Here is a 22,624-nt window from a genome sequence, read left to right on the forward strand (position 1 = left end):
AGATTAACTTTTTCCAAAAAATGACTAAGCCAACAAATGTTTCTGCTATACTTTAATCCTTAGAAGGTTTTAGAGGTTTTCGATACTTTTAAGGAAGTATTTTAATGGGTTTGAAGGCTGTCCGGATTATGGTGTTGTGAGCCAAGGGCAAATTTCCATTCCTCCAGTTTAGACTGATAGGTTTTACCAGCGTTTGCAGGACTTGTAGAGGGTAAGGTGATGAGCTGGTAGGCTTTTTTCAGTTGAACATATTTTTTGAAGAATGCCGCCGCTTTTTGTCCGTTAAAAAGAATAGTGGTGATCTTGGGATGCTGTTGCAAAAACGTTTCAAAATCATTTGCGGTTTCATTTTTTATAGCGCTATCCAGACTTCCCACTCGTTCGCAATGTTGTAAAACATCCCATACGGCAATATTATTTTTTTGCAGCAACGCTTTTCGAATTTCATAATCGTTCGAGAAATCTTCTTTCAAAATGGCAAACATAAATTTCCAGAAATTATTCTGATTATGTCCGTAATACTGGTTCAGTTCCAGTGATTTTGTTCCGGGCATAGTCCCTAAAATCAAAATAGTAGCCTCTTTGTCGGATAAAGGAGAAAATGAAAAACTTTTCATGAATAGTGCGTTTGTACTGTAGTAAAGTAAAGACTTTAAACTCTAATTTTAAAGCATTTCATTAAAACTTTGAGAGGAAAATAACGTTTGCTGCATTTGCAGTTCAGCTTAAATAACCAACTTTCAGAATGCAACAAAAACCTTTGCCACTCTGAATCTTTGCCTCTTTGCCCCTCAAAAAAAAGCTATCTTCCAAACCTATAATAATCTAAATCCTGATTTTTGGTATTGTTAATCGAGTCCAGGATCGAGTTCATGCCTATGACGCTAAAGGTAATTCCGTTTCCGCCAAAACCCAGTACATAATGCTCATTTTTATGGGGGTCGGGTTTCCCAAAATAAGGAAGTCCGTCTTTTGTTTCTCCAAAAGTTCCGGCCCAGGCATAATCGATTTTGAAATCAATATCCGGAAATTTTCGTTGGAACTTCTTCAATAAAAGCTGCTCTTTTTTGGGTAATAATTTATCGCGTTTTACAGGGTCTTTAAATTCTTCATCACCACCGCCCATAATAATGCGATTGTCGGAAGTCGCTCTGAAATAGAGATAAGGAGAGGAGGTATCCCAGAAAATAGCATTCCGGAACGCTGCCGGCAGAACGGGCAGGCTTTCGGAGGCAATGACATAAGTACTTTTCAGGTCTACCACTTTTTCCTTGAGCGTTTCGGTGCTTTCGTAACCACTGCAATGTATGATGTGGTCTGCGGTAATGTTGTAGTTGTTTTCGGTACTGGCGATCAGTTTCCCGTTTTGCTTTTCTATAGCAGTAATGTTAGTTCTGTCCAGAATTTCCATACCTTTTTTTTGACAGTAGATCAGCAGATCATTGGCGAGTTTAAAAGGATCCATCACAGCCGCAGTTTTAGATTCGATTGCTGCTAGGGCATTTAAACCCAGTTTTTCGAGATCCCATTTTTCCAGCCAGTTCACGTCAAATCCGTGTTCTTTTCGGGTATTGAATTCGGCTCTAAGAAAGGGAAGATCTTTTTTTAAAGAACAATAATAAATACTTTTTTTGAATTCAAACTGACAGTCGCTTTTTATGGTATCGATTATCGTTCGGAGGTCAAAAATTGCCTTTTTACCGTTTCTATAACTGTCAAGAGCACAGTTTAACCCTCTCATTTCGATGAGTTCGTGTAAGGAAACATCAATTTCATATTGCAGTAAAGCTGTACTGGCCGCGGTACTACCGTTGCAAATATCACGGCGATCCACCAATATAATTTTTTTTCCTTCAGCAATTAATTTATAGGCGATCAGGGCTCCGGTTATTCCGCCGCCGATGATTAAAATTGCTGTGTTTTTGTTGGAATCGATAGAAGGATAGCTAGTTTTCATAGCATTCCTCAGGAGCCAGAAAGTTTCGGTCGATCGTAGTTTCATTTTTTAGTGCGATTTGGGGTACGGGATTTTGTTCGGGTTTTGTCTTTGCGCTGGTGCTGCTCGTGGGCTTCTGCAATCGAATGCGAGTTTCTGATACTCTCATCTTTTTTGGCAAGCGCACTAAGATGTTGGTAATATTTCTGCACAATAATCATTTCTTCTTCCGTCATACTTTCGATATCTACCAGGCTGTTGCTTGAGTATTCGTTGGAAGCAACCAGCTCGTTTAGTTTTAACTGAATGGCAAGTGAATCTTTATTTTGCGCTTTCTGAATTAAAAAAACCATCAGAAAAGTAATAATAGTAGTTCCGGTATTAATCACCAGTTGCCAGGTTTCCGAATAACCGAAAAAGGGCCCCGAAATTGCCCAGGCGACCACAATCAAAAAGGCACTAATAAAAGCAGGAGTACTTCCTGCCGCCTTAGAAACATGGGTGGCGAATTTCTCAAAGGTACTGCTTTTATTTTGTTTCTTCGTTTTCATTGTAGTTTTTGTTATGTTATATCTTTGTTTGTTTTTGACGGTAAATATCTAAGGATGTGTAACTTGTGTTTTTATTTATTGGCAAAAACAACTATGATTTTTCTTTCCCGGCAGCTGCTTTTTTAGCCTCTTCTTCCTTTTGCTTTTCCTGTTTTTGTTTCTCGTCTTTAGCTTTTTCTTCTTTCTCTTTGTTGGCTTTTTCCTGCTGCTCTTCCTTTTTCTCTTTGGCTTCCTCTTTCTGTTTTTCCTTTTCTTTCTCTTTTTTTCTAAAGTATCCTCTCAACAGGAAATTGCTTTTGGCAGCCTCCATATTATCACTAAAACCTTTGGTACCACTTTCAAGATTCGAAAGGGTATTCGAAACGCTATTGGCCATCTTATCATCGCGAACCAATCTGGCCAAAGCACCGTTTCCGTTGTTCATGCTATGACTGAAAATGGCCAGTTCGTTTGAAATTACCCCTACATTATCAACGCTTTTCTTGACACTTTTCATGATGTCCTGCATTTCAATTCCGTCGATTGAAGCTATGGCACCATTGTTCTCAATAGCCTTTTGTGACTTTACACCGGGAGAAATAGTCAGGACTTTGTCGCCCATCAATCCGTCCGAACCAATACTGGCGCGGGCATCAGTTTTGATAAATTCCCGTACATCGTCTTTAATGACCATCGAAACCACTACAGACGAGTCATTAATCAGTCTGATTTCTTCAACCGTACCGATATTAATTCCCGAAAAGCGAACATTATTGCCCACTTCCAAACCACTCACGGTTTTAAATCGGGAGCTAATGTGAAATGTGGAGCCAAAGAGATTTTTTTGTTTCCCTATAAAGTAAATGGCCATTATAAAAAGTAGCAATCCAATTGCTACAAACATTCCTAATTTCCAGGTATATCCAGATTGTTTATCCATGATTTCTACTATTTATTTTGCTTTATTCAAAGAATGAGCGCACCCATTCATCTTCGTTTTTTTCCAGTTCTTCATAAGTTCCTTCGGCATGTATGACGCCATCTTTCAAAACCATAATCCGGTCGGCAGTCAATTTTGCGCAGGCCATATCGTGTGTAATAATAATCGAGGTGGTTTTGCGCTTGTGCTTAATGTCCAGAATTAATTCGCTTATTTCCCGGGAGGTTATAGTGTCTAAGCCAGTTGTAGGCTCGTCGTATAAAATGATTTCCGGCTGTAAGATCAAGGTTCTGGCCAAGCCGATTCTTTTTTGCATTCCACCCGATAATTCAGCGGGCATTTTATCGATGGCATCACTCAAACCTACGTTGTCCAGCGCTTCCATCACTTCATGCTCGACTTCTTCGGGCGTCAAATCCCTTTTGTGTTTTTGTAAAGTGAAAGCCAGATTTTCGCGTACCGACATGGAATCGTATAAAGCGCCACTTTGAAATAAAAAACCAATTCGGACTCTGATTTTATTGAGTTATGGTTTGGTCAGGTTCAGTACATTTTCGTCAAACACTCTTATTTCACCCTGATCCGGGGTTATTAGTCCCACGATGCATTTTATGGTGACCGATTTTCCGGAGCCCGAACGTCCCAGAATCACCAAATCTTCTCCTTTATTTACGGTCAGATTTACACCCTGTAAAACGGTATTGTCAGTACCAAAAGTCTTGTGCAAATCCCTAATCTCTATGATTGGAGTTTTGCTTTTTACTTTTGTCGTGGCTTTATTTTCTTTTTCTTTAATCATGGTTAAAAGAATAAATCGGTTATTTGAACGGCAACCATATCGATAATAAAAATGCTGAGAGAAGCCGTTACAACTGCTGAATTGGCTGCTTTACCTACACTTTCAGTTCCGTTAGAGGCATTAAATCCTTTAAAACATCCTATCATTCCGATAAAGAATCCAAAAAAGAAAGTTTTAATCGTGGCGGGAATGAGGTCTAAATATTCCAATGACTGTAAAATCTGAGTCAGATAACGATAAAAATTAACATCCCCATGAATATTAATTCCGACATAACCACCTAGTATCCCTACCGCATCTGCAAAAATGACTAAGATAGGAACCATTAGCGTGCAGGCTAAAATTCGGGTCACTACCAGATAGTTGTACGGATTAATAGCGGAGACTTCCATCGCATCAATTTGTTCTGTTACTTTCATCGAGCCCAGTTCGGCACCAATTCCGGAGGAAATTTTCCCAGCGCAGATCAAAGCCGTAATTACAGGAGCAATTTCTCTTATGAGCGAAAGAGCTACCATTCCGGGTAACCATGATTCGGCCCCAAAATTAACAAGTGTCGGACGTGATTGCAGCGTGAGGACCAGCCCCATAATAAAACCGGTTATGGCTACCAAAGGCAATGATTTATAGCCAATGGCATAACATTGTTTGATAAACTCTCTGGCCTCATAAGGAGGCACAAAAACCTCCTTAAAAAACTGCTTGGCAAACAAAGTTGCATTTCCTATTTCGGTGAATGTATTTTTTATAGTGAGAATCAAAATGTTGTGTTTTAAGAATTAAATCAAAAATCGGCTGATACGAATTTTTAAAAGACTGATTTCCTTTTTAGTATCAAAGATTAAAGTTACCTCATTACTGAAGTATAAATCTTACACAACTTTTTCGGATGTTTATATAATTAACATTGTATCAGTAAAATAAAAGTAGAAAAGTTACGTTAGGGGGCAAAAACAAAAAAATCCCTTTGTATGAAAAGGGATTTTTGACGTTTTGTATTTCAGGTTTACCGTTAGGACTGCGTCTGAAAACTATAATATTTTCGCGTTATAAGTGCGATGGGAAGTCCGATGCAGAACATCAGAATCAACATGGACAGGAATAGCGGGAAATCTAAGTGTTTTTCGGGAAGCACAGGGAAGGTAATTGGCAATACAATTAAATTCATAATGATCCAGACAAATATTCCATAGAGGAATCCGGAAACAATTGCGCTTTTTTTGAGAAATGGCAGATAGGGATAAATGATAAAATAAAACCAGGCAAAGCTTAGTGCGATTAAGTAATGGAATCCAACACCGAAGAGTGCCATTAGCGAGCCCCCACTATAGGCTTCCTTTTTAAAAACGCCGCTTGCAATGGATTGCAGCAGTTTTATTGCAGTGGTTTTTTGGAGTATAAAAGCATAAACTGTAATGGCTGCCGTCAGGTCTAATGTCCCGGCAACGAGCCAGGCGGTTAAAATGGTTTTGGTTTTGGATCTCATATTTAGTTTTTTACAACATTATAAACGTTTTTCAATTGATTTAAATGTCTTTTGGAGTGCATGACACAGAAGTTTAATAATTCGTAGATCGTTAAATTTCCAATACCCGGTATTTCAAAATCCATACAAGTGAGTGTTAAATCATAATTTTCAGCAATATCCTGCATTTCCTTTTCAATTCTTTGAAGACTCGAAAGCAGCTCGGTTTTATCATATTCGCGATCCTCGGGATATATAAAATCAGGGGAGTTGTATTTGGTGCTGAAATTGAGAAATATCTCTTTGATTAGAGGAATTTTTTCGTCGTAGTTGGCGGGAAGTTTTTGTGTATTCGCTTCGCAAACCTGACGCAGTCCTGAGGTCGATTTTATAATATGGCGGGCAACCTGTCCGCCAGTCCAGCTTCCTTCAAACGGTACTTGATTTACTTCGTTCTGCGTAAAAAGAGAAAGCGTATCGTAAAATTGTCCAATAGTAGTGGTAATGTCTTGTTTTAATTCCGTTTTCATAAGTGTTTTTTGTTTTTAAGAAAGAATTGTAGTGATCCACCAGACATTTCCAAACGGATCGGTAACGCCGCAAGTTCTGCCATACTCTTTATCGCTGACTCCCATTATGCTCGTAGCACCATTTTCTAATGCTTTTTTATAGGTTTCATCGACATTTGGGACATAGACAAATAGGTTAGCGGTTTGTCTGGACCAGTCTTCCACTACGTCTGTGACCATGATAGTACTTCCGGTTATGATAATTTCGGCATGCATAACCGTTCCGTCTTCGCGCAGTACATGATCGGAAGAAGTTGTTGCATTAAATACTTTTTTAGTAAATTCTATAAATTGTGAGGCGCCATTTAAAATTAAATAAGGCATTATGGTCTGATGTCCGGCCGGTAAATTCATCTGCTAAGGTTTGAGGGTTGATAGTATTTCAAATTTACAAATTTTATTTACAAAACTTTATAAATCAGTTGTTTGTGTTGTTTTAAAAAATTATAACAGAACTTCACAGTGATAACCATAGGAATCAAGAAGTTCTATTATTTTTTGATTCGAAATTGACGATGCATGTATGCGTAAAATTTTATCACAGTCTTCTAAATCAAAATTAATAAGACTATCAGGAAAATGTTCAAGAAGTTTCCTCACAATCAAAAGCGATTGCTCCACTTCCTGAACATTTGTTTTATAAACTTCTATCATCACGCCAAACGTTTACAAAGCGATGTTTTTGTAACGTTCTATTTTATGATAATAGACGTAAGAGATCGCCAGAATTACTAAAAAGATCAAAGGGAAAAAGGCCTGAAAATTGATTCCGTCAACCGCAGCATGGCTTATGGAGGCAAATATGAAGTCGAAACCAAAACCGGCATAAGCCCATTCTTTTACGTTTTTTGGAATTGACGGTATCACGAGCACCAAAACTCCAAGAATTTTAAAAATGACTAAGGCATTTCCGAAATACTCAGGATAGCCTAAATGTTTGATTCCTTCTTTAGCCAATTCGGTTTGTGAAGTTAAAGCCGGCATAACGCCTTCGAATAAAAAGATAATAGTAGTGGTAATCCAAAAAATAATTTTCGCTTTTTTCATGGGGTTGTTTTTAAAAGGTTGTTAATTAATTCATTACAAACTTACGATTCTTATCTTTTGGATGGAATACACATTTACGACTATTTTAGGGGCATTTGGGACAGAGAGAGGGTAATTAGACAATTAGACAATTAGACAATTAGATAATTTGATAATTTGATAATTAGATTTTTGGAATCTGGAACTTGAAACCTGAAACCTGAAAACTCTCGCTCAGCCTAGTCTCCTCACTTCATACTCAGTTTTGTCATTTCAACCAAAGGGAGACTCGAGCGATAGCGAATAGATGAAATAAATCACACAAGAAACTCCGCAAACTAAGTCGACAATCTTTGTTACTCCACTAATGTGATTTCTCGTTCCTCGAAATGACAAGATTGCGCAAACTTGAAACCTGAAAACCTCTTGCTCAGCCTGGTCTCCTCGCTTCATACACTTTCCAATTATTCACTTTTGTCATTTCGACCGAAGGGAGAAATCACACAAGAAACTCCGCAAACTAAGTCGACAATCTCTGTTGCTCCTCGTATGTGATTTGCTTCGCCTATTCGCTATCGCTCGAGTTTCGTTCCTCGAAATGACAAGATTGTGCAAACCTGAAACCTGAAACTTGGAATTTTTAATTTCACCCCAAAGAGCATTTAGTTGTTGTTTAAAACATAATTTTTAATAACAAACAAATCTTCAAAACCCAATCTGGTGTAAATATCTTTTCCCATGGCAGAGGCTTGTAATAAGGCATAATCTGCATTTAAATCGATAGAAAGATTGAGTGCATATTTCATGATTTCTTCGGCGAAACCTTTTCGGCGCATTTCCGGAATGACCCCAAGACCATGAATTCCAACTGTGTTTTGAGTCTGAAACAGCATAAAAGTTCCGATGGGCTGTTGGTCTAAAGAAACCAGATAGAACTGAACATCCTGATGATTATGAATCAGAATTTCTTTACTGATCACATAACCGAAAGCATGGGGATACAAATCGGACCATATTTTAGCATCCTGCTCTGTGGAAACTCTTTTAAAAGTCAGTTGGTGTTGCAGTGAAAATTTCTGATCTAACTTTAAAGCCATCGCTACCTGCTCGCTTTTTAATTGGAAACCATAGGCATCCAGTACTTCGTAGGATTTGGTTCCGAAGATGTCCCAATAAGCAAAAGCCAGTTCTGAATTGGCCTGCAGGATTGTACTAATTTCGGTAACATCCTTTTCAGAGATGTCTTTTCGAAACCACAATTTATTGGGCCAGCCTGAATTTTCGATTTTGCTATATTCAAAAAGTGGAGTGGTATGATAGGATAGGAAAGAGCCGCTAATGGTTTTCCACAATTCAGTAAGATTGTTTATGTTGTCCTCGATTAAATTTACATTTTTCATTTTGATACTAGTTATAAGAATATAAGACAAAGATACTTCGGGCTTTTATGGGAAACCTTTACATATGTTGATTTACAAATCTTTTTCGAGATTTTTTCGGATACGGCTTAGCTGGGTAGGCGTAATTCCTAAGTGCGAGGCGATATGAAGCAGCGGAATGCGCTCTGAAAGATCGGGATGGTTCGACAAAAGATGCAGGTATCTTTCGGTAGCATTTTGCATGACCAGTGCTATTTCGCGCTGTTCTTTTTCGATCACCCAGTTTTTTTCTAAGTAGGCGATGTAATAATTTTTCAGATCGTTGTGCTGGTCGATGAGCGCTCTGTATTTTTTGTAGTCAAGCTGAATTAAAATAGAATCTTCGAGTGCCTCAATGGTAAAATGAGAGGGAGTTTGCTGTAACAACGAAGCCTTCGAACCAGCAAAATGACCTTCGAGGAAAATGTTTTTGTTATAGAGATTACCCGCGGCATCAGTAATAAAAGCCCGCATAGCGCCTTTGACTACAAAATAAATTTCTTTAGCAATTTGTCCGCTCTCTAATAAAACTTCTCCTTTTTTAATGGATTGAATTTCAGTAATGTCCTCGATTAACTGCCAGGAAGCTGCCGAAATCGGAGCGTAGCTTTCGAATTTTAGTTTCAAATCATTGAGGTACTTATCTTGATTGCTTGACATTTTTATTGAAGTTTTACCTATCAAAAATAAGGAAATATTACGGATTATAGGGTACGCGGATGACGCGGATTCGCTATCGCGAAGACACTGATTTTCGCTGATTTTTTTATGCGCAATCTTGTCATTCTCACGAAGGAAAGATCAACCATTGTGAGAAAAAAAACCGCCAAAAAACTTTTACGTTTTATAGCGGTTTAATGAGGAAAGTTCTTTACCGTTTCGGTCTAAATCTCTTTATTTTAGAGTTTAATCGGCATAATGATAAATACTTTTTTTAATGGTATCTTTTATTTTTTCAAGCGTTACCTCGGTTACACCACCTTCATAATTCATAGTAATGATGACTTTTTCTTTAGTGATTTCATAATCAATGGAGATCAATCCGTTTTTATTTACGGGTACAGATTTGCTTTCGTTGGGGATTGTACTTAAAAAATAAGCAGATTCTTCAACCTCCTTATTTTGAATAATGTTTTGATAGACCTGAGCAAGATCCGTGTTTTTTAGGATGCATTCTCTTCCGGAACCCATTTCTACTTCGATGTCTTTACAATCTTCTTTTTTCTCTTCTACTTTTTTTACAGTAGAATTTGTCTTTACCGGTTCTTTTGTCGCTTTTACTTCTTTTTCCGAATTGTTTTCTTTACAGTTTGTAAATAGTAATGCTAAAATTGCAATGCATGCGATTCTTTTCATGGGTTTTAATGTATTGATTAAGAGGTTTGTTTTATTTTTTATTGATATTCGATGCGATATTCATTGTCTGGAGCCATTTTTTGAAGGCTTGACAATTTCAAAAGTAAGGAAATATTACGGATTATAGGGCACGCGGATGATGCGGATTCGCTAGCGCGAAGACACGGATTTTCGCTGATTTTTTTCTCTCCTTTTTGTCATTTTGAAGGACGAGACTCGAGCGATAGCGAAGAGGAGAAGTAAATCACAATTGTGAGTCGACAAAGATTAGTGAAATACTTTGCGGAGTTACTTGTGTGATCCTTCCTTCGTCAGGATGACAAGATTGCGCATAAAAGATTGCGAGAATAAAAAATCCGCGTAAATCCGCGTTTTCGCAAAGCGAATCTGTGTAATCCGCGTTACCATGCGTCACTCCATAAAAAAACGCCATGAAACTAAAAGTCTCACAGCGTTTTCATCTCAAAAAATAAATAATTAACGGGTATTATTTCCAACCACCACCCAAGGCACGATACAACTCGGTATTGGCAGATAGTTGCTCTCTTTTTATGTTGGCGAGTTCCAGTTCGCTTTGCAATAAATTCGATTGCGCAGAAAGCACTTCAAGATATTCCGCCATACCATTTTTGAATAACAGATTGGCATTTTTTATAGCCTGCTGTAATGTTTTTACGCGTTGTTGCAAAAACGATTCCTGTTGCTGCAGTTTCTCTACTTTTACCAAAGCATCAGAAACCTCACTAACGGCAACTAAAACAGCTTGTCTGAAACCAAAAACAGCTTTTTCTCTTTCGGCAACGGCAATATTGTATTGTGTTCTCACCTTTTTATTGTTCAGTAAAGGCTGTGTCAGTCCTCCCGCAACAGTTCCGAACAAAGAGGCTGGAATGTTGAACCAATTGCTGGTTTCGAATGAATTTACACCACCCTGAGCAGTAATTCTAAGGGCAGGATATAAATTGGCTTTTGTGACTCCCACGTTCGCATTGGCTGCTTGAAGAGCCAGTTCGGCGCTTTTTACGTCCGGTCTGCGGCTTACTAATGAAGATGGAATTCCGATCGAATTATTGGTTTTAACTTCCAGTGCACTCAAACGAAGACTTCTTTGTTTTGAGTTTGGAAAAGAGCCAGTTAAAACACTCAAGGCATTTTCCTGAATCGCTATGTTTTGTTCCAATAACGGAATCAATTGTGCAGCGTTTAATTTTTGTGCTTCTGATTGCTGAATCGCTAAGGAAGTGACCTGACCTGCATCGTATTTTAATTTGATAATGTTGGTGGTACTATCGTTTAATTTTAGATTTTGTCTGGCAATATCCAGTTGGGCGTCCAGCATTAAAAGATTGTAATATCCTTTCGAAACATTGGCAACAATAGTGGTCTGCAAAGCTTTTTTAACTTCTTCTGATTGAAGATAACCGGCAAAAGCCCCTTTCTTCTGGTTCTTTATTCTCCCCCAAATGTCAGCTTCCCACGAAAGTGTGGCACCGGCTGTAAAGTCATTAATATGATTCTGACCCAATGCCTGACCTAAATTCTTTCCGGTAAAACTATTGTCTGACGGATTGCTGCTGCTAGCCGCTACCGATAAATTCACCTCAGGAACATTTCCCCATTTCGATTGTGTAAATCGGTAATGTGCAATCTCGATGTTTTTAGTAGCAATTTGCAGATCGTTATTTCGGGCAACCGCACTGTCGATTAACTGAATAACATCTTTCTCGGTAAAGAAGTTTTTCCACTCCGTGTCTCCGATACTGGCCGTATCTTTTGAAACCGATGCATTCCTGAAATTTTCAGGAAATGCATCTTTTGGAGTTTCAATATCCTTCGAAACCTTACAGGATATTAAGGTAGTGATCAAAATAGCGATCATTACGATTTTGGTTATATGATTTTTCATTTTAAATGCTGTCATTAAATTTCTGTACAAGTATCTTTTCTGTTTTCAAGATCTCTTGAAATTTTATAGGAGATGTATCCGATGCCAATGATAATGGCTACGAGTACTGTTGTGATATAGTTTTCCATTTTTATTTTTCTTCGTTATGAATTACGGCTACCGGTTTTCCGGAAACCTTTTCTTGTAAATGTTGGAAGATGATGAATAAAACCGGGATGATAAACAATCCTAGAATTACCCCTGAAATCATACCTCCGGCGGCACCAATACTAATCGAATGGTTACCTTGTGCTGATGGTCCTTTGGCATTCATCATCGGGATTAATCCCACAACAAAAGCCAGTGACGTCATGATAATTGGTCGCAAACGCAGTTTTGCAGCATCGATTGAAGCTCTGATCAGGGGTTGGCCTGATTTTCTCTTCTGAACGGCAAACTCTACAATCAGGATCGCATTTTTAGCGAGCAGTCCAATTAACATTACCAGAGCTACCTGTACATAAATGTTGTTTTGAATTCCGGTTAAACCAATGGCTACAAATACTCCAAAAATACCTGCAGGAATTGAAAAGATTACGGCCAAAGGCAAAATGTAACTTTCGTACTGTGCAGCAAGTAAGAAATAGATGAATATCAAACACAGTAAGAATATCGTTGCGGATTGTCCTCCGGAAGAAATCTCTTCACGGGTTTGTCCTGAAAACTCAAAACTATAACCTGCAGGTAATTGTTGTGCGGCCACTTCTTCGATTGCTTTAATGGCATCTCCCGAACTAAATCCTGGTTTCGGAATGGCATTAATCGAAATCGAATTAAACAAATTGTATCGCGAAGCAGTTTCAGACCCATAAATACGGCTTAGTTTTACCAAAGTATTTATAGGTACCATTTCGCCGGTTTTGTTTTTCACAAAAACTCTGTCAATAGAGGAGGGGTCAGCTCTGTCGGCAATATCAGCCTGAACGACCACTCTGTAATATTTACCAAATCGGTTAAAATCAGAGGCCTGTGCACTACCAAAATAAGTTTGCATGGTTTGTAAAATGTCTTTTACGTTCACACCCAATTGATTCGCTTTTTCGTCATTGATATCCAGTTGCAACTGTGGATAATCGGCTTTGAAACTTGTAAAAGCTACCGCAATTTCCGGACGTTTCATCAATTCTCCGATGAAGCTTTGAGAGACACCGCTAAACTTATCCAATTTGCCTCCGGTTTTATCCTGTAGTACCAAATCTAAAGCTTCAACGTTACTAAATCCGGGAACAGTAGGGAAGCTGAATACAAAGAAACTTCCGCCGCTAATACTTCCTAATTTTCCCTGAACATCGGCCATTATTTCGTTGATTCCTTTGATTTTTCCACGCTCTTCATCCGGCTTAAGCAAGACAAAAATAACGGCAGAGGATGGACTGGTTGAATTTGTTAATAAATTGAATCCTGAAATCGCTGTTACAAATCGTGATGATTCGTCGTTTCTTAGTAAATTCTCTGCCTGAGTCATTACTTTTTGTGTTCCGTCAAGAGAGGTTCCCGAAGGAGTGTTAACCGCAATTGCAATAAATCCTTGATCTTCTGTAGGTATAAATCCTGTCGGAGTCGTTTTTACCATTACAATTGTTGCAACTGTAATTAATGCTAAACCACCTAAGCTCAACCATTTTCTGCGAATTAAAAATTTCAAACCTCCAACATAACGATTGGTTAAGGAATCAAAACTTTTGTTGAATGCGCTGAAGAATTTCTCTTTAAATCCTTTTTTCTCATAAGAAGCATCTCCGGAAGCACCGTGATTGTCTTTTAAGAATAAGGCAGCAAGTGCCGGACTTAAAGTTAAAGCGTTTACCGCCGAAATTACAATTGCAATTGCCATCGTAAAAGCAAACTGACGATAGAAAACTCCCGTAGAGCCTTCCATAAAACCAACCGGCAGGAATACAGCAGCCATTACCAGCGTAATCGAGATAATAGCACCCGTTATTTCGTGCATTGCTTCATGTGTAGCTACTTTTGGAGACAAATGTTTGTGCTCCATTTTGGCATGCACGGCTTCGACGACCACAATGGCATCATCGACCACAATACCAATCGCCAGAATTAAAGCGAATAGCGTTAACAGGTTGATCGAAAATCCGAATAACTGCATGAAGAAGAACGTTCCTAAAATTGCTACAGGTACAGCAATAGCCGGGATTAATGTCGATCTAAAATCTTGCAGGAATATAAATACTACAATGAATACTAATATAAATGCTTCGATTAAAGTATGTTCCACCTGTTCTATAGATTGATCCAGAGATACTTTTGTACTATAGAAAATGTTATGTTTGATTCCCTTAGGGAAATCTTTCGAGGCTTTCACCATCAATTTGTTGATCGCCACCTGAATATCGTTGGAGTTTGAACCCGCCAACTGAATGATACCAATTACAACTCCTTTTTTACCGTTCAAACGTGTTAAACTGTTATAGGAATAAGCACCAAGCTCAACTCTGGCAACATCTTTTAAACGAAGTACAGAACCATCTGCATTAGATCGAATAGCGATATTTTCATATTCTTCCGGTTTGGTTAGCTTTCCTTTGTATTTGATTACGTATTCGAAAACCTCTGTACTTCTTTCTCCAAATTTACCCGGAGCAGCTTCCAAACTTTTGTCCTGAATCGCGCTCATGATTTCGTTTGGAGTCACTTTGTAAGTTGACATCTGTGTTGGATTTAACCAAACACGCATGGAGTAATCTTTTACACCTCCAAAAATACTGGCCGATCCAACTCCCGGAATACGTTTGATCTCCGGAATAATATTAATCTGCGCATAATTGGCCACAAACGTTTGATCGTATTTTGATTCGTCGTCGGTGTACATACCAATTGCCATGATAAAACTGTTTTGTTGTTTGGCAGTGGTTACCCCTTGCTGTACAACTTCGGCTGGCAATTGACTGGTGGCCTGAGCCACTCTGTTTTGTACGTTTACAGCTGCCTGATCGGCATCGGTTCCTAATTTAAAGAAAACGGTAATAGCCAAAGATCCGTCGTTACTGGCTGTCGAACTCATATAGGTCATGTTCTCAACACCGTTTATAGATTCTTCTAAAGAAGGTGCCACCGAACGTAAAACTGTTTCGGCATTAGCTCCGGGATAAACCGCCGTTACCAAAACCGATGGCGGCGCAATATCAGGAAACTGTTGTAAGGGCAATTTCGTAAGTCCAAGTACCCCCAGGATCACCAATAAAATGGAGATTACGGTTGCCAGTACAGGTCTTTGTATAAATATTTTGAACATTTGCGTGAAAATTATTTTTTAGTAATTACTTGGGCAACTTTTGTGGCCGGTTTTTCAGGCTGAATAAGTTGTCCTTCCTGAAGTTTGTCGATACCGCTTAACACAATCTGATCACCTGATTTTACACCATCTTTGATTAGGTAGTTGGTACCGCTTTTGCCAACAACCGTGATCGGCATTTTGTTTACTTTGTTTTCTTTGTTAACAGTGAAAACAAAAATTTTATCCTGCATTTCAACAGTAGCCGATTGTGGTATCAAAACCGCATCGTCATGGTGAAGGCCTAAACGAATTTTTCCTGTATTTCCTGAACGTAAAGTTCCGCCTGTATTAGGAAAAGTAGCTCTTAGTGTAATAGCTCCGGTTGTTTTATCAAACTGACCGTCTACCATATCGATTTTTCCGGTTTGAGGATAAGCGTTATTATCTGCTAAAATCAAAGTTACAGGAGGCAGTTTCTTAATTTTATCACCAAGACTGCTGCCGGCGTATTGCGCTTTAAAATTGATGAAATCGGTTTCACCCAAAGAGAAATAAGCAAAAACTTCATGCACATCTGATAAGTTCGTTAAAGGTTCAACATCAGTTGCCGAAACTAAACTTCCTTGTTTTTTAGGCAATCTTCCAATGTACCCGCTTACAGGAGCTGTAACATTGGTATATCCTAAGTTGATTCTGGCCGAACCCACCATTGCTTTAGCCTGCTCGATATTGGCAGCTGCAATTTTCTGAGTCGCTTTGGCTGTTTTTAACTGATAATCTGAAACTACTTTGTTTTGTACCAAAGGCGTTAATTTATCTACTTCTAACTGAGCGTTGATTAAAGCAGCTTCGGCAGCATGAAGATTAGCCAGCGCATTGTTTAATTGTTCACGGAAAGGACGTTCGTTTATTTTGAATAAAGTTTGACCTTTATTAACGTAAGCACCTTCATCTACATAAACTCTTTCCAGATTTCCACTCACCTGAGGGCGAATTTCAACATCTACGGTTCCTTGTATAGAGGCAGGATATTCAGCATCTGTAGTGGTATTTTCGCTTGTAACGGCCAAAACAGGTAATAAAGGTGCAGCAGGAGCTGCCGGGGCTTGCGATTTATCTGCACAACTACTTAGTACGAGTGCCAGAATAAAACTGGTTATGATAACCTTTTTCATTTTACTATTGGTTTTAATTTGTTGAACATTTTTTGAGATTAATTGATGCGGTATTCTGGCATTCCGGAAATTCATATTTAATTATATTAAATTATCTAACGTCGTTAAGCAATTAAGCTTGAAATTCTATACAGTAAGCCCTTCCAGTTCTATTCTAAAAACTGGTATTAAATTATTTATCACTGTTAAGTAAAATGAGAAAAAAAGGCTTCTAAATTACTCTATTAAATTATTTATCACTGTTAAGTAACAAGGCAAAGGTATTTTATTATCGGCTATTAAATCATTTATCACTGTTAAGTAAAAATGAAATTTTTTTTTTATTGTATTGATTTTATGATACCACCAATCGCATCTTTCAGGATCTGAGCGTTAATGGTTTCGAGGATGTCACTTTTGTTAATGATATTAATGGCAATCAAACCATGAATAACAGAAAAGAAAGTAAAATATTTTTGTTTGATAATATCTTCACTCGGATTACTGTTCTTCATTACTTCAGCAATTACCGAAGTGAACAGTTTGTAAGGTGCTTCCTGAGCCGAACATCGTTGTGCACAGCAGGTCATTTGAACACCAAACATTAATTGGTACATTTCAGTATTACTAAAAGCAAAATCCCAGTACGTCATCCACATGGCTTCTAACTGATCTTCGGGGTTTTCAAACTTATCTTTTGCAGTTTGCAACTCCTTCGTTAGTTTTAAAAAACCTTTACCGGTAAGTTCTTCAAGTATTGCTTCTTTATTCGAAAAGTATTCGTAAATAATTGGAGCAGTATATTCAATTCTGTCGGCAATTTTACGCATACTCAAACCATTCCAGCCTTCTTCTTTTACGATATCATAAGCAGCGCCAAGAATGTTATTTCTTGTCTCTTCTTTTTGTCTTAAAATTCGATCTTTACTAGCCATTTTATTTGAGTATTAAATTGTTTAACACCGTTAGGCAAATGTAGGACGGTTTTTCTGATTATGAAATAATTTTGTCATAATATTTTCTTATCGTGTCATAGATATGCTCTGAAAAACTCGTTAAGGCTTTATTTTACTCGATTTTTAAAGATATATTTTTTTTAAGGAGCAGCAGGTTTTTGCGTTTTTAAGACCGGATGTCCTGCTTTTCGCTCTATCTTTTTCTGTCTAAAGAAGCCAGAAAAAGGATACCGTTGCAATCAGGGCTAGATAAGACGAATCATTTTTATAAGATTATCAATTTTAATTAGAAGTAAAATTCCGAAACAATGATCAATTTTACAGAGCCGGATTGAAAAATCCAACTCTGCAAAATTGACAAAAACAAAGCTTCTTTTTAAGCTCCTTTAGCGATGTATTATTTTCAAGACACTTCACTTGTTGATGAGACCGCATAAGCTGCTTCTATTTTTTCGTTTACACGATTATAATAAGGAGTTTCAAGTTGATGATTATTAGAATTTTCAATAACGTAATCTACCAGAAAACGTTTTTCGGTTTGGTTCCTATTTTCAAAATCCAATTGTAACGATGATTTGGACTCAAACGGAAATTTAGTCAATAAATCTTTAGAAGTTTCAATGTCCTGAGCGGTTAAATGAATATTGCTTCTGCTGGCCAGTGACTGAATTTCGAGCATCATATTTTCAAGAATGTGCATCAAATCCGGATCTTCTAATAATTGCCCAAAGGTAACTTTGTATGCTGAAGTTATTGCTGCAACAGGCGCAACGAACAAATATTTCTTCCATAAAATTTCATTGATATGGGCTACATAAGTAATGTCTAAACCTCCATCGCTTAAGAGATTGATCAGGGAGTTATTTTCTTTTCCGCCAATAAAAATTTTCCCTGGTCCGCCAATATGCTGAACATGTCCGGGCTTCTTAACATTGGAAGCTACATAGATACACCCTTCCATAATCTGACCAGCTTCTGGTAAAGCTTCCCGAATAATTTCCCCGGCATTCACTACATTTTGCAGGGTAATTATTGTGGTTTCGGGACCTACACACTCTTTGTAGATTTGTAAGATCGCGCTTATTGAATAGGATTTACAGCTTAGGATCAACACATCCAAAATTCCAATTTCTGTTGGATTATCAGATACCAGATCCGGAAATACAGTTTCTGTAGTGCCTTTAGATTCAAACTGCAAACCCTCATGTTGTATTTGGTTTTTAGTTTCACCTCTGCAGATGAATATGATTTTGACAGCACTGTCTTTATATTTTTTTGCCAAAGGAGCACCAACAAAACCACCAATTCCGCCAATCCCAAGAACTCCTATTTTTGTTATATCTGATTTCATATTGTATGGTTTAAGATTTTAAATTACACCCAATGGGTATACTACAAAGTAAATGGGTTCGAACTTAGTAAATGATGTAAAAATATAGGTTATATTTGTAAAAATTAAGGATTATGGAAAAGACCTTTTTTATATACAAAGATTTCGAAATTTACTCGGTAGAGGAATTAACCTGGAAGAAAGAGGTGCACAGACACAACTTTTTCGAATTACTATATATTGAATACGGGACAGGCAACCACATCTTAAATTCGATTCATCATCAGTATAAAGAGCGTGATATTTATTTGCTTACGCCCAGAGATTATCATTCTTTTAAGACACTTGAGCCTACCAAATTTCATTGCCTGCGTTTCCTGCCTAATTTTTTCTCAAATACGAAAGAAATCGAAGAGATCGAAAAGTTGTTTTATTACCACAATCAAACCCATGGGAATCTGGTTTTTCTTGAACAGGATAAAACGTTTTGCGAAATGTTGATTGTAAAAATACTGGAAGAAGTTGCCCAACAAAAGCTGAAAAGCGAAGTCATCATCAAAAGTCTGATGATGTCATTAATTCAGATCATCCGAAGAGATGCGAACATGCACGAAAGTAACCTGCATGCCAGTACCAGTGAGGTTTTAAAAATTGATACGATTTTAAATTACATTCGTTTTAATATCGCTAATCCCCATTTGCTGAAGAAAAAAGAAATGGCCAATCATTTTAATGTTTCGGTCAATTACATCGGCGAATATTTTAAAACCCATTTAAACATTACTTTACGGGATTATATCGAGCAAACGAAACTCAAGGTTGTCAGTGAGAAATTGAGCAGAAGTACTTTGACTTTTTCGGAAATTAGTAACGATTTGGGATTTATAGACAGCAGTCATTTCAATAAATTTATGATGCGAAGTACCGGAATGTCTCCTTCAGAATTTAAAAAATCATTGAGTCTTTCTTAGTAGTATTGCGGTTACCTGCTAAAAAAGACTCGTTGTTATTTCATCTCACATCTCACATCTCACATTTTACATCTTTACATAATCCATTTCCACATGCTCAATTCCGGCATCAAGGAAAAAATTATCGGTTTGTTTGAATCCGTTTTTGATGTAAAAGCGACTGGCATTAACTTGTGCATACAAATAAATTTTCTCTTCGTCTTTTAAGTCCGACAAGATTTTTTGCAGGATTGCTTCACCAATTCGTTGCCCGCGGTAGGCATTCAAAACAGCAATTCTTTCGATTTTGAAACCTTTTTCCATTTTTCGGTATCGTGCTGCCCCGGCCGGTAAACCATTAACAGTAGCGAGATAGTGAACGGCGCCTTCATCGTCCATAGATTCGCGTTCCTGCGAGACATTTTGTTCCTCTACAAATACTTGTCGGCGAATGGCAAAGGCAATTTCGACTAATTTGTTATCGTCAATCTTCTCCACTTTTATGGTATTTTCTGTTGCTTTTTGAGCAGTGTCGCTCTTCATTTCTTTAATTGTTGTCATTCGATCAAAAAGATTTTTTGTTTTCAAATTCTGATTTACTTCGTTTATGGCTTTAAATAAATTATTTTCGGTATCGGTTAGTTCGATCAAAGCTTCGGTCATAATTTGCCACAATGGCTGCAATTGATCGATCATCTCGTTGGCTTTGTCAGTGAGAGTAATCAGGCGTTTTCTTTCGTCTTTGGTGTCTTTGGCAGAGCCAATCAATTCTTTTTTCTCCAGTTCTTTGAGTAACGAAATAGTAGTAGGATGAGAGTAACCAACTTCCTGTGCAAGTTCGACAACGCTTATGGCTTTTTTCTGCGAAAGCACATACACCACCGGAAACCACTTGGGCTCAAAATCGATGTTCTGACTTTTGTAAAACAGCTGTGCTTCCTTTCTCAGGTTTTCATTCAAACGCTGTAAAAGATTGCCTAATATCAATGATTTTGATTTTTCTAATACCATAAATATAATTTATATTCAAATTTACGTAGTTAACTACATATATTCAAAAAGGAAATTAAATTTTAAGTTTTTTTTATATTTTGTGACTGTAGCAAGGCCTGGGAAAAAGCAATTTGCAGGACCGGATAAAAAAATGGGTCCTGCAAAATGGGTTGGGTTGGTGTTTTTTTGTGAAATGTGGAATGTGAAATGTTGGTTATTTTAATATCACGACCTCTTCCGGAACTTTAAAGAGTAATACACAACCGGTTTTAGAAAACACAGAGTGACTACTTCCCGGCGGCATATACATATAATCTCCTGTTTTTAACTCGTCTTTTCCGGAGCGTACTTCACCTTCAAGTACATAAATTTCTTCTCCGGCGGGATGAACATGATTGGGGTAGGAGGTACCCGCTTCGAATTTTAGTAAAAAAACAGTAGGTCTGTTTGTAGTGGGATCAAAGTGTAGCGATTTGGCAAAAATACCGTCCGTTTTTACACCTTCTTCAATAAGAATTTTCCAGTCTGTTTCGCTGCTTCTTGTGATTTGTTTTTCCATTTTGCTTATTTTTTAGTTGGTTTTATTTTTCGAAATGAATTGATCTAAACTCCAGTGATATTTTTCCATAGTCGACAAAAGAAAGGCGGCCATTGAAAATGCAAATACAGAATAATCTAAAGGATCTTTAACTCCAAAAGAATAGGTCATGGCGAGCGCAAATACGAAAGTTAGCATAGCCGCCGCAACAGCCGCATATTTCGTTTGATAGCCAAGCAATAGGAGTAAAGCCAAAAGTGACTCTATAACGGTAGATAGAATGGCAAGGGCAGGAATGCAGTTTTTTGGAGCAAAAGAATTTACTTTTTCGGTATAAGCTAAAAAACTCTCCCAACCCGAAGACTGTTCTCCCCACAAGCCTAACCGACTTGAAACGGCAGATAGAAATCCTGCTGCTAAGGCCATTCGCAACAGTAAAATGGCATGATCCTGATATCTTTTCATAAACTATTTTATTAGTAATTATTAGTGATACAAAGATCTGGCAAAGGGTTACGCTAAAGAATAGACAATCTTGGAAAAAGCATGTAACTAAGATTCAAGCGAACACGGCTGTCTATGAGTTGGGAAACTAGTTTCTCTTTTTGTAATCTTTTTTGCGGTATTTAAAAGCTATGTTTCTATGTGTTTAAAGTGAAAGTCCCATTAGAAATTAACTGCTTTTTCTTTATACGATTTTGGAGAAATCTGGGTGTGTTTTTTGAAGAAATTAGAGAAGTAAAAGGGATCATTAAAACCTAAAGCATAAGCGACCTCTTTTACGGATAGTTTTTCATACGTAAAAAGACGTTTCGCTTCGGAAATGATTAATCCAAAAATTACATTTTGAGCTGTTTTATTGGTATGCAGCTTCGAAAGTTCGTTTAGTTTTGATTCTGTTGTACCAATCAGAACAGCGATTTCGTTTACAGAAAGGTTCTTGTCGAAGTTTTGTAAAATGGCTTCCAGAAAATGAAGAAACAGCGCGTCGGGTTTATAGATTTCATCGCCGCGATTAATTTTGGTTCGGTTGATTTCAACCAGTATCAACTCAATTCGGCTGTGAATAGAGATGAGGTATTGATAAGGCGTTTGTTTGACTTCTTTGCTGATGGCTTCTAATTCCCCAATAATAAATGAGCTGTTGTCGACCACAATCATTTCATTCATGGCAAAATGACAAAACAGTCCGTTGTGGAAAATCAATTCCATATCGGTATCATCTTTACAGAAAAAATTATAGGTAAACTCTAAGATAAATCCCGTTGCATTGCGGATGTTTTTAAAATAATGAATCTGCCCCGAAGTGATGGTGATTACAGCATTTTCGGTTAAGGTAAACTCGTTTTCATCTACAGAAATAACAGTCGAACCCGAAGTACAGTAAACCAGTACGTATTTTAAAACACGTCGGGGGTGTTCCAGATCTACTGCTTCGTCAAATGTTTTTATAGCAACCATATCGAGATATTTCTTAATCAAAA

The 22,624-nt window shown here is 37.7% G+C and carries 22 protein-coding genes and 1 pseudogene; 1 reads left to right on the top strand and 22 read right to left on the bottom strand.

Annotated features, from left to right (window positions below; genetic code table 11):
* Positions 1 to 101: 101 nt before the first annotated feature.
* From ACN1CN_RS18825 to ACN1CN_RS18910, 18 genes and pseudogenes are all read right to left on the bottom strand, one after another.
* Positions 102 to 617, bottom strand: a complete 516-nt coding sequence (locus tag ACN1CN_RS18825) for a DNA-deoxyinosine glycosylase (RefSeq protein ID WP_419136740.1) — start codon at positions 615 to 617, stop codon at positions 102 to 104.
* Between the two features lie 185 nt (positions 618 to 802).
* Positions 803 to 2,002, bottom strand: coding sequence for an NAD(P)/FAD-dependent oxidoreductase (locus ACN1CN_RS18830; protein ID WP_419136742.1), 1,200 nt, complete (start codon positions 2,000 to 2,002; stop codon positions 803 to 805).
* Positions 1,999 to 2,487 carry a low affinity iron permease family protein gene (locus tag ACN1CN_RS18835; protein WP_419136744.1) on the bottom strand — a complete coding sequence of 163 codons (489 nt, stop codon included), beginning with the start codon at positions 2,485 to 2,487 and terminating at the stop codon, positions 1,999 to 2,001. Before ACN1CN_RS18835 ends, ACN1CN_RS18830 begins: the two co-directional genes overlap by 4 nt.
* Before the next feature lie 91 nt (positions 2,488 to 2,578).
* A complete protein-coding gene (locus ACN1CN_RS18840; RefSeq protein ID WP_264524373.1) occupies positions 2,579 to 3,406 on the bottom strand; it encodes an MlaD family protein in 828 nt (275 codons plus the stop codon).
* 22 nt (positions 3,407 to 3,428) lie between these two features.
* A pseudogene (locus ACN1CN_RS18845) lies at positions 3,429 to 4,205 on the bottom strand (ABC transporter ATP-binding protein).
* Between the two features lie 2 nt (positions 4,206 to 4,207).
* Complete coding sequence (locus ACN1CN_RS18850; protein ID WP_264524371.1) at positions 4,208 to 4,966, bottom strand: MlaE family ABC transporter permease; 759 nt, start codon at positions 4,964 to 4,966, stop codon at positions 4,208 to 4,210.
* A 251-nt stretch (positions 4,967 to 5,217) separates the two neighbouring features.
* Positions 5,218 to 5,691, bottom strand: coding sequence for a DUF1440 domain-containing protein (locus tag ACN1CN_RS18855; protein WP_419136747.1), 474 nt, complete (start codon positions 5,689 to 5,691; stop codon positions 5,218 to 5,220).
* A 2-nt stretch (positions 5,692 to 5,693) separates the two neighbouring features.
* A complete protein-coding gene (locus tag ACN1CN_RS18860; RefSeq protein WP_249965603.1) occupies positions 5,694 to 6,200 on the bottom strand; it encodes a DinB family protein in 507 nt (168 codons plus the stop codon).
* Between the two features lie 15 nt (positions 6,201 to 6,215).
* Positions 6,216 to 6,593, bottom strand: coding sequence for a VOC family protein (locus ACN1CN_RS18865; RefSeq protein ID WP_291287218.1), 378 nt, complete (start codon positions 6,591 to 6,593; stop codon positions 6,216 to 6,218).
* Between the two features lie 312 nt (positions 6,594 to 6,905).
* A complete protein-coding gene (locus tag ACN1CN_RS18870; RefSeq protein WP_419136750.1) occupies positions 6,906 to 7,286 on the bottom strand; it encodes a DoxX family protein in 381 nt (126 codons plus the stop codon).
* Between the two features lie 641 nt (positions 7,287 to 7,927).
* Positions 7,928 to 8,665, bottom strand: coding sequence for a GNAT family N-acetyltransferase (locus ACN1CN_RS18875; RefSeq protein ID WP_419136752.1), 738 nt, complete (start codon positions 8,663 to 8,665; stop codon positions 7,928 to 7,930).
* 72 nt (positions 8,666 to 8,737) lie between these two features.
* Positions 8,738 to 9,343, bottom strand: a complete 606-nt coding sequence (locus ACN1CN_RS18880) for a Crp/Fnr family transcriptional regulator (protein WP_419136754.1) — start codon at positions 9,341 to 9,343, stop codon at positions 8,738 to 8,740.
* 246 nt (positions 9,344 to 9,589) lie between these two features.
* Positions 9,590 to 10,039, bottom strand: coding sequence for a hypothetical protein (locus tag ACN1CN_RS18885; RefSeq protein WP_419136756.1), 450 nt, complete (start codon positions 10,037 to 10,039; stop codon positions 9,590 to 9,592).
* A gap of 487 nt (positions 10,040 to 10,526) precedes the next feature.
* On the bottom strand, positions 10,527 to 11,945 hold the full coding sequence (locus tag ACN1CN_RS18890) for a TolC family protein (protein WP_419136758.1): 1,419 nt from the start codon (positions 11,943 to 11,945) through the stop codon (positions 10,527 to 10,529).
* Between the two features lie 130 nt (positions 11,946 to 12,075).
* Complete coding sequence (locus ACN1CN_RS18895; RefSeq protein WP_419136760.1) at positions 12,076 to 15,237, bottom strand: efflux RND transporter permease subunit; 3,162 nt, start codon at positions 15,235 to 15,237, stop codon at positions 12,076 to 12,078.
* Positions 15,238 to 15,248: 11 nt separating this feature from the next.
* Positions 15,249 to 16,469 (bottom strand): efflux RND transporter periplasmic adaptor subunit, encoded by a 1,221-nt coding sequence (locus tag ACN1CN_RS18900; protein WP_419136762.1) that lies wholly within the window; start codon positions 16,467 to 16,469, stop codon positions 15,249 to 15,251.
* A 245-nt stretch (positions 16,470 to 16,714) separates the two neighbouring features.
* On the bottom strand, positions 16,715 to 17,308 hold the full coding sequence (locus tag ACN1CN_RS18905; protein ID WP_264524360.1) for a TetR/AcrR family transcriptional regulator: 594 nt from the start codon (positions 17,306 to 17,308) through the stop codon (positions 16,715 to 16,717).
* A gap of 424 nt (positions 17,309 to 17,732) precedes the next feature.
* Positions 17,733 to 18,680: a ketopantoate reductase family protein gene (locus ACN1CN_RS18910; RefSeq protein ID WP_419136764.1), complete on the bottom strand. Its 948-nt coding sequence runs from the start codon at positions 18,678 to 18,680 to the stop codon at positions 17,733 to 17,735.
* A gap of 113 nt (positions 18,681 to 18,793) precedes the next feature.
* Here ACN1CN_RS18910 and ACN1CN_RS18915 point away from each other — a divergent pair, with 113 nt between their 5' ends.
* Positions 18,794 to 19,630, top strand: a complete 837-nt coding sequence (locus tag ACN1CN_RS18915) for a helix-turn-helix domain-containing protein (RefSeq protein WP_419136766.1) — start codon at positions 18,794 to 18,796, stop codon at positions 19,628 to 19,630.
* Positions 19,631 to 19,696: 66 nt separating this feature from the next.
* On the opposite strand, the gene ACN1CN_RS18920 is transcribed toward ACN1CN_RS18915, so the two are convergent.
* The 4 genes from ACN1CN_RS18920 to ACN1CN_RS18935 all read right to left on the bottom strand — a co-directional run bounded on the left by ACN1CN_RS18920 (position 19,697) and on the right by ACN1CN_RS18935 (position 22,622).
* A complete protein-coding gene (locus ACN1CN_RS18920; protein WP_419136768.1) occupies positions 19,697 to 20,620 on the bottom strand; it encodes a GNAT family N-acetyltransferase in 924 nt (307 codons plus the stop codon).
* Between the two features lie 196 nt (positions 20,621 to 20,816).
* Positions 20,817 to 21,161, bottom strand: coding sequence for a cupin domain-containing protein (locus tag ACN1CN_RS18925; RefSeq protein WP_419136769.1), 345 nt, complete (start codon positions 21,159 to 21,161; stop codon positions 20,817 to 20,819).
* A 12-nt stretch (positions 21,162 to 21,173) separates the two neighbouring features.
* On the bottom strand, positions 21,174 to 21,605 hold the full coding sequence (locus tag ACN1CN_RS18930) for a DoxX family membrane protein (protein WP_419136771.1): 432 nt from the start codon (positions 21,603 to 21,605) through the stop codon (positions 21,174 to 21,176).
* A gap of 201 nt (positions 21,606 to 21,806) precedes the next feature.
* On the bottom strand, positions 21,807 to 22,622 hold the full coding sequence (locus ACN1CN_RS18935) for a helix-turn-helix domain-containing protein (protein ID WP_419136773.1): 816 nt from the start codon (positions 22,620 to 22,622) through the stop codon (positions 21,807 to 21,809).
* Positions 22,623 to 22,624 lie beyond the last annotated feature (2 nt).

It is taken from the genome of Flavobacterium sp. T12S277, from assembly GCF_048514875.1.
Taxonomy (GTDB): Bacteria; Bacteroidota; Bacteroidia; order Flavobacteriales; family Flavobacteriaceae; genus Flavobacterium.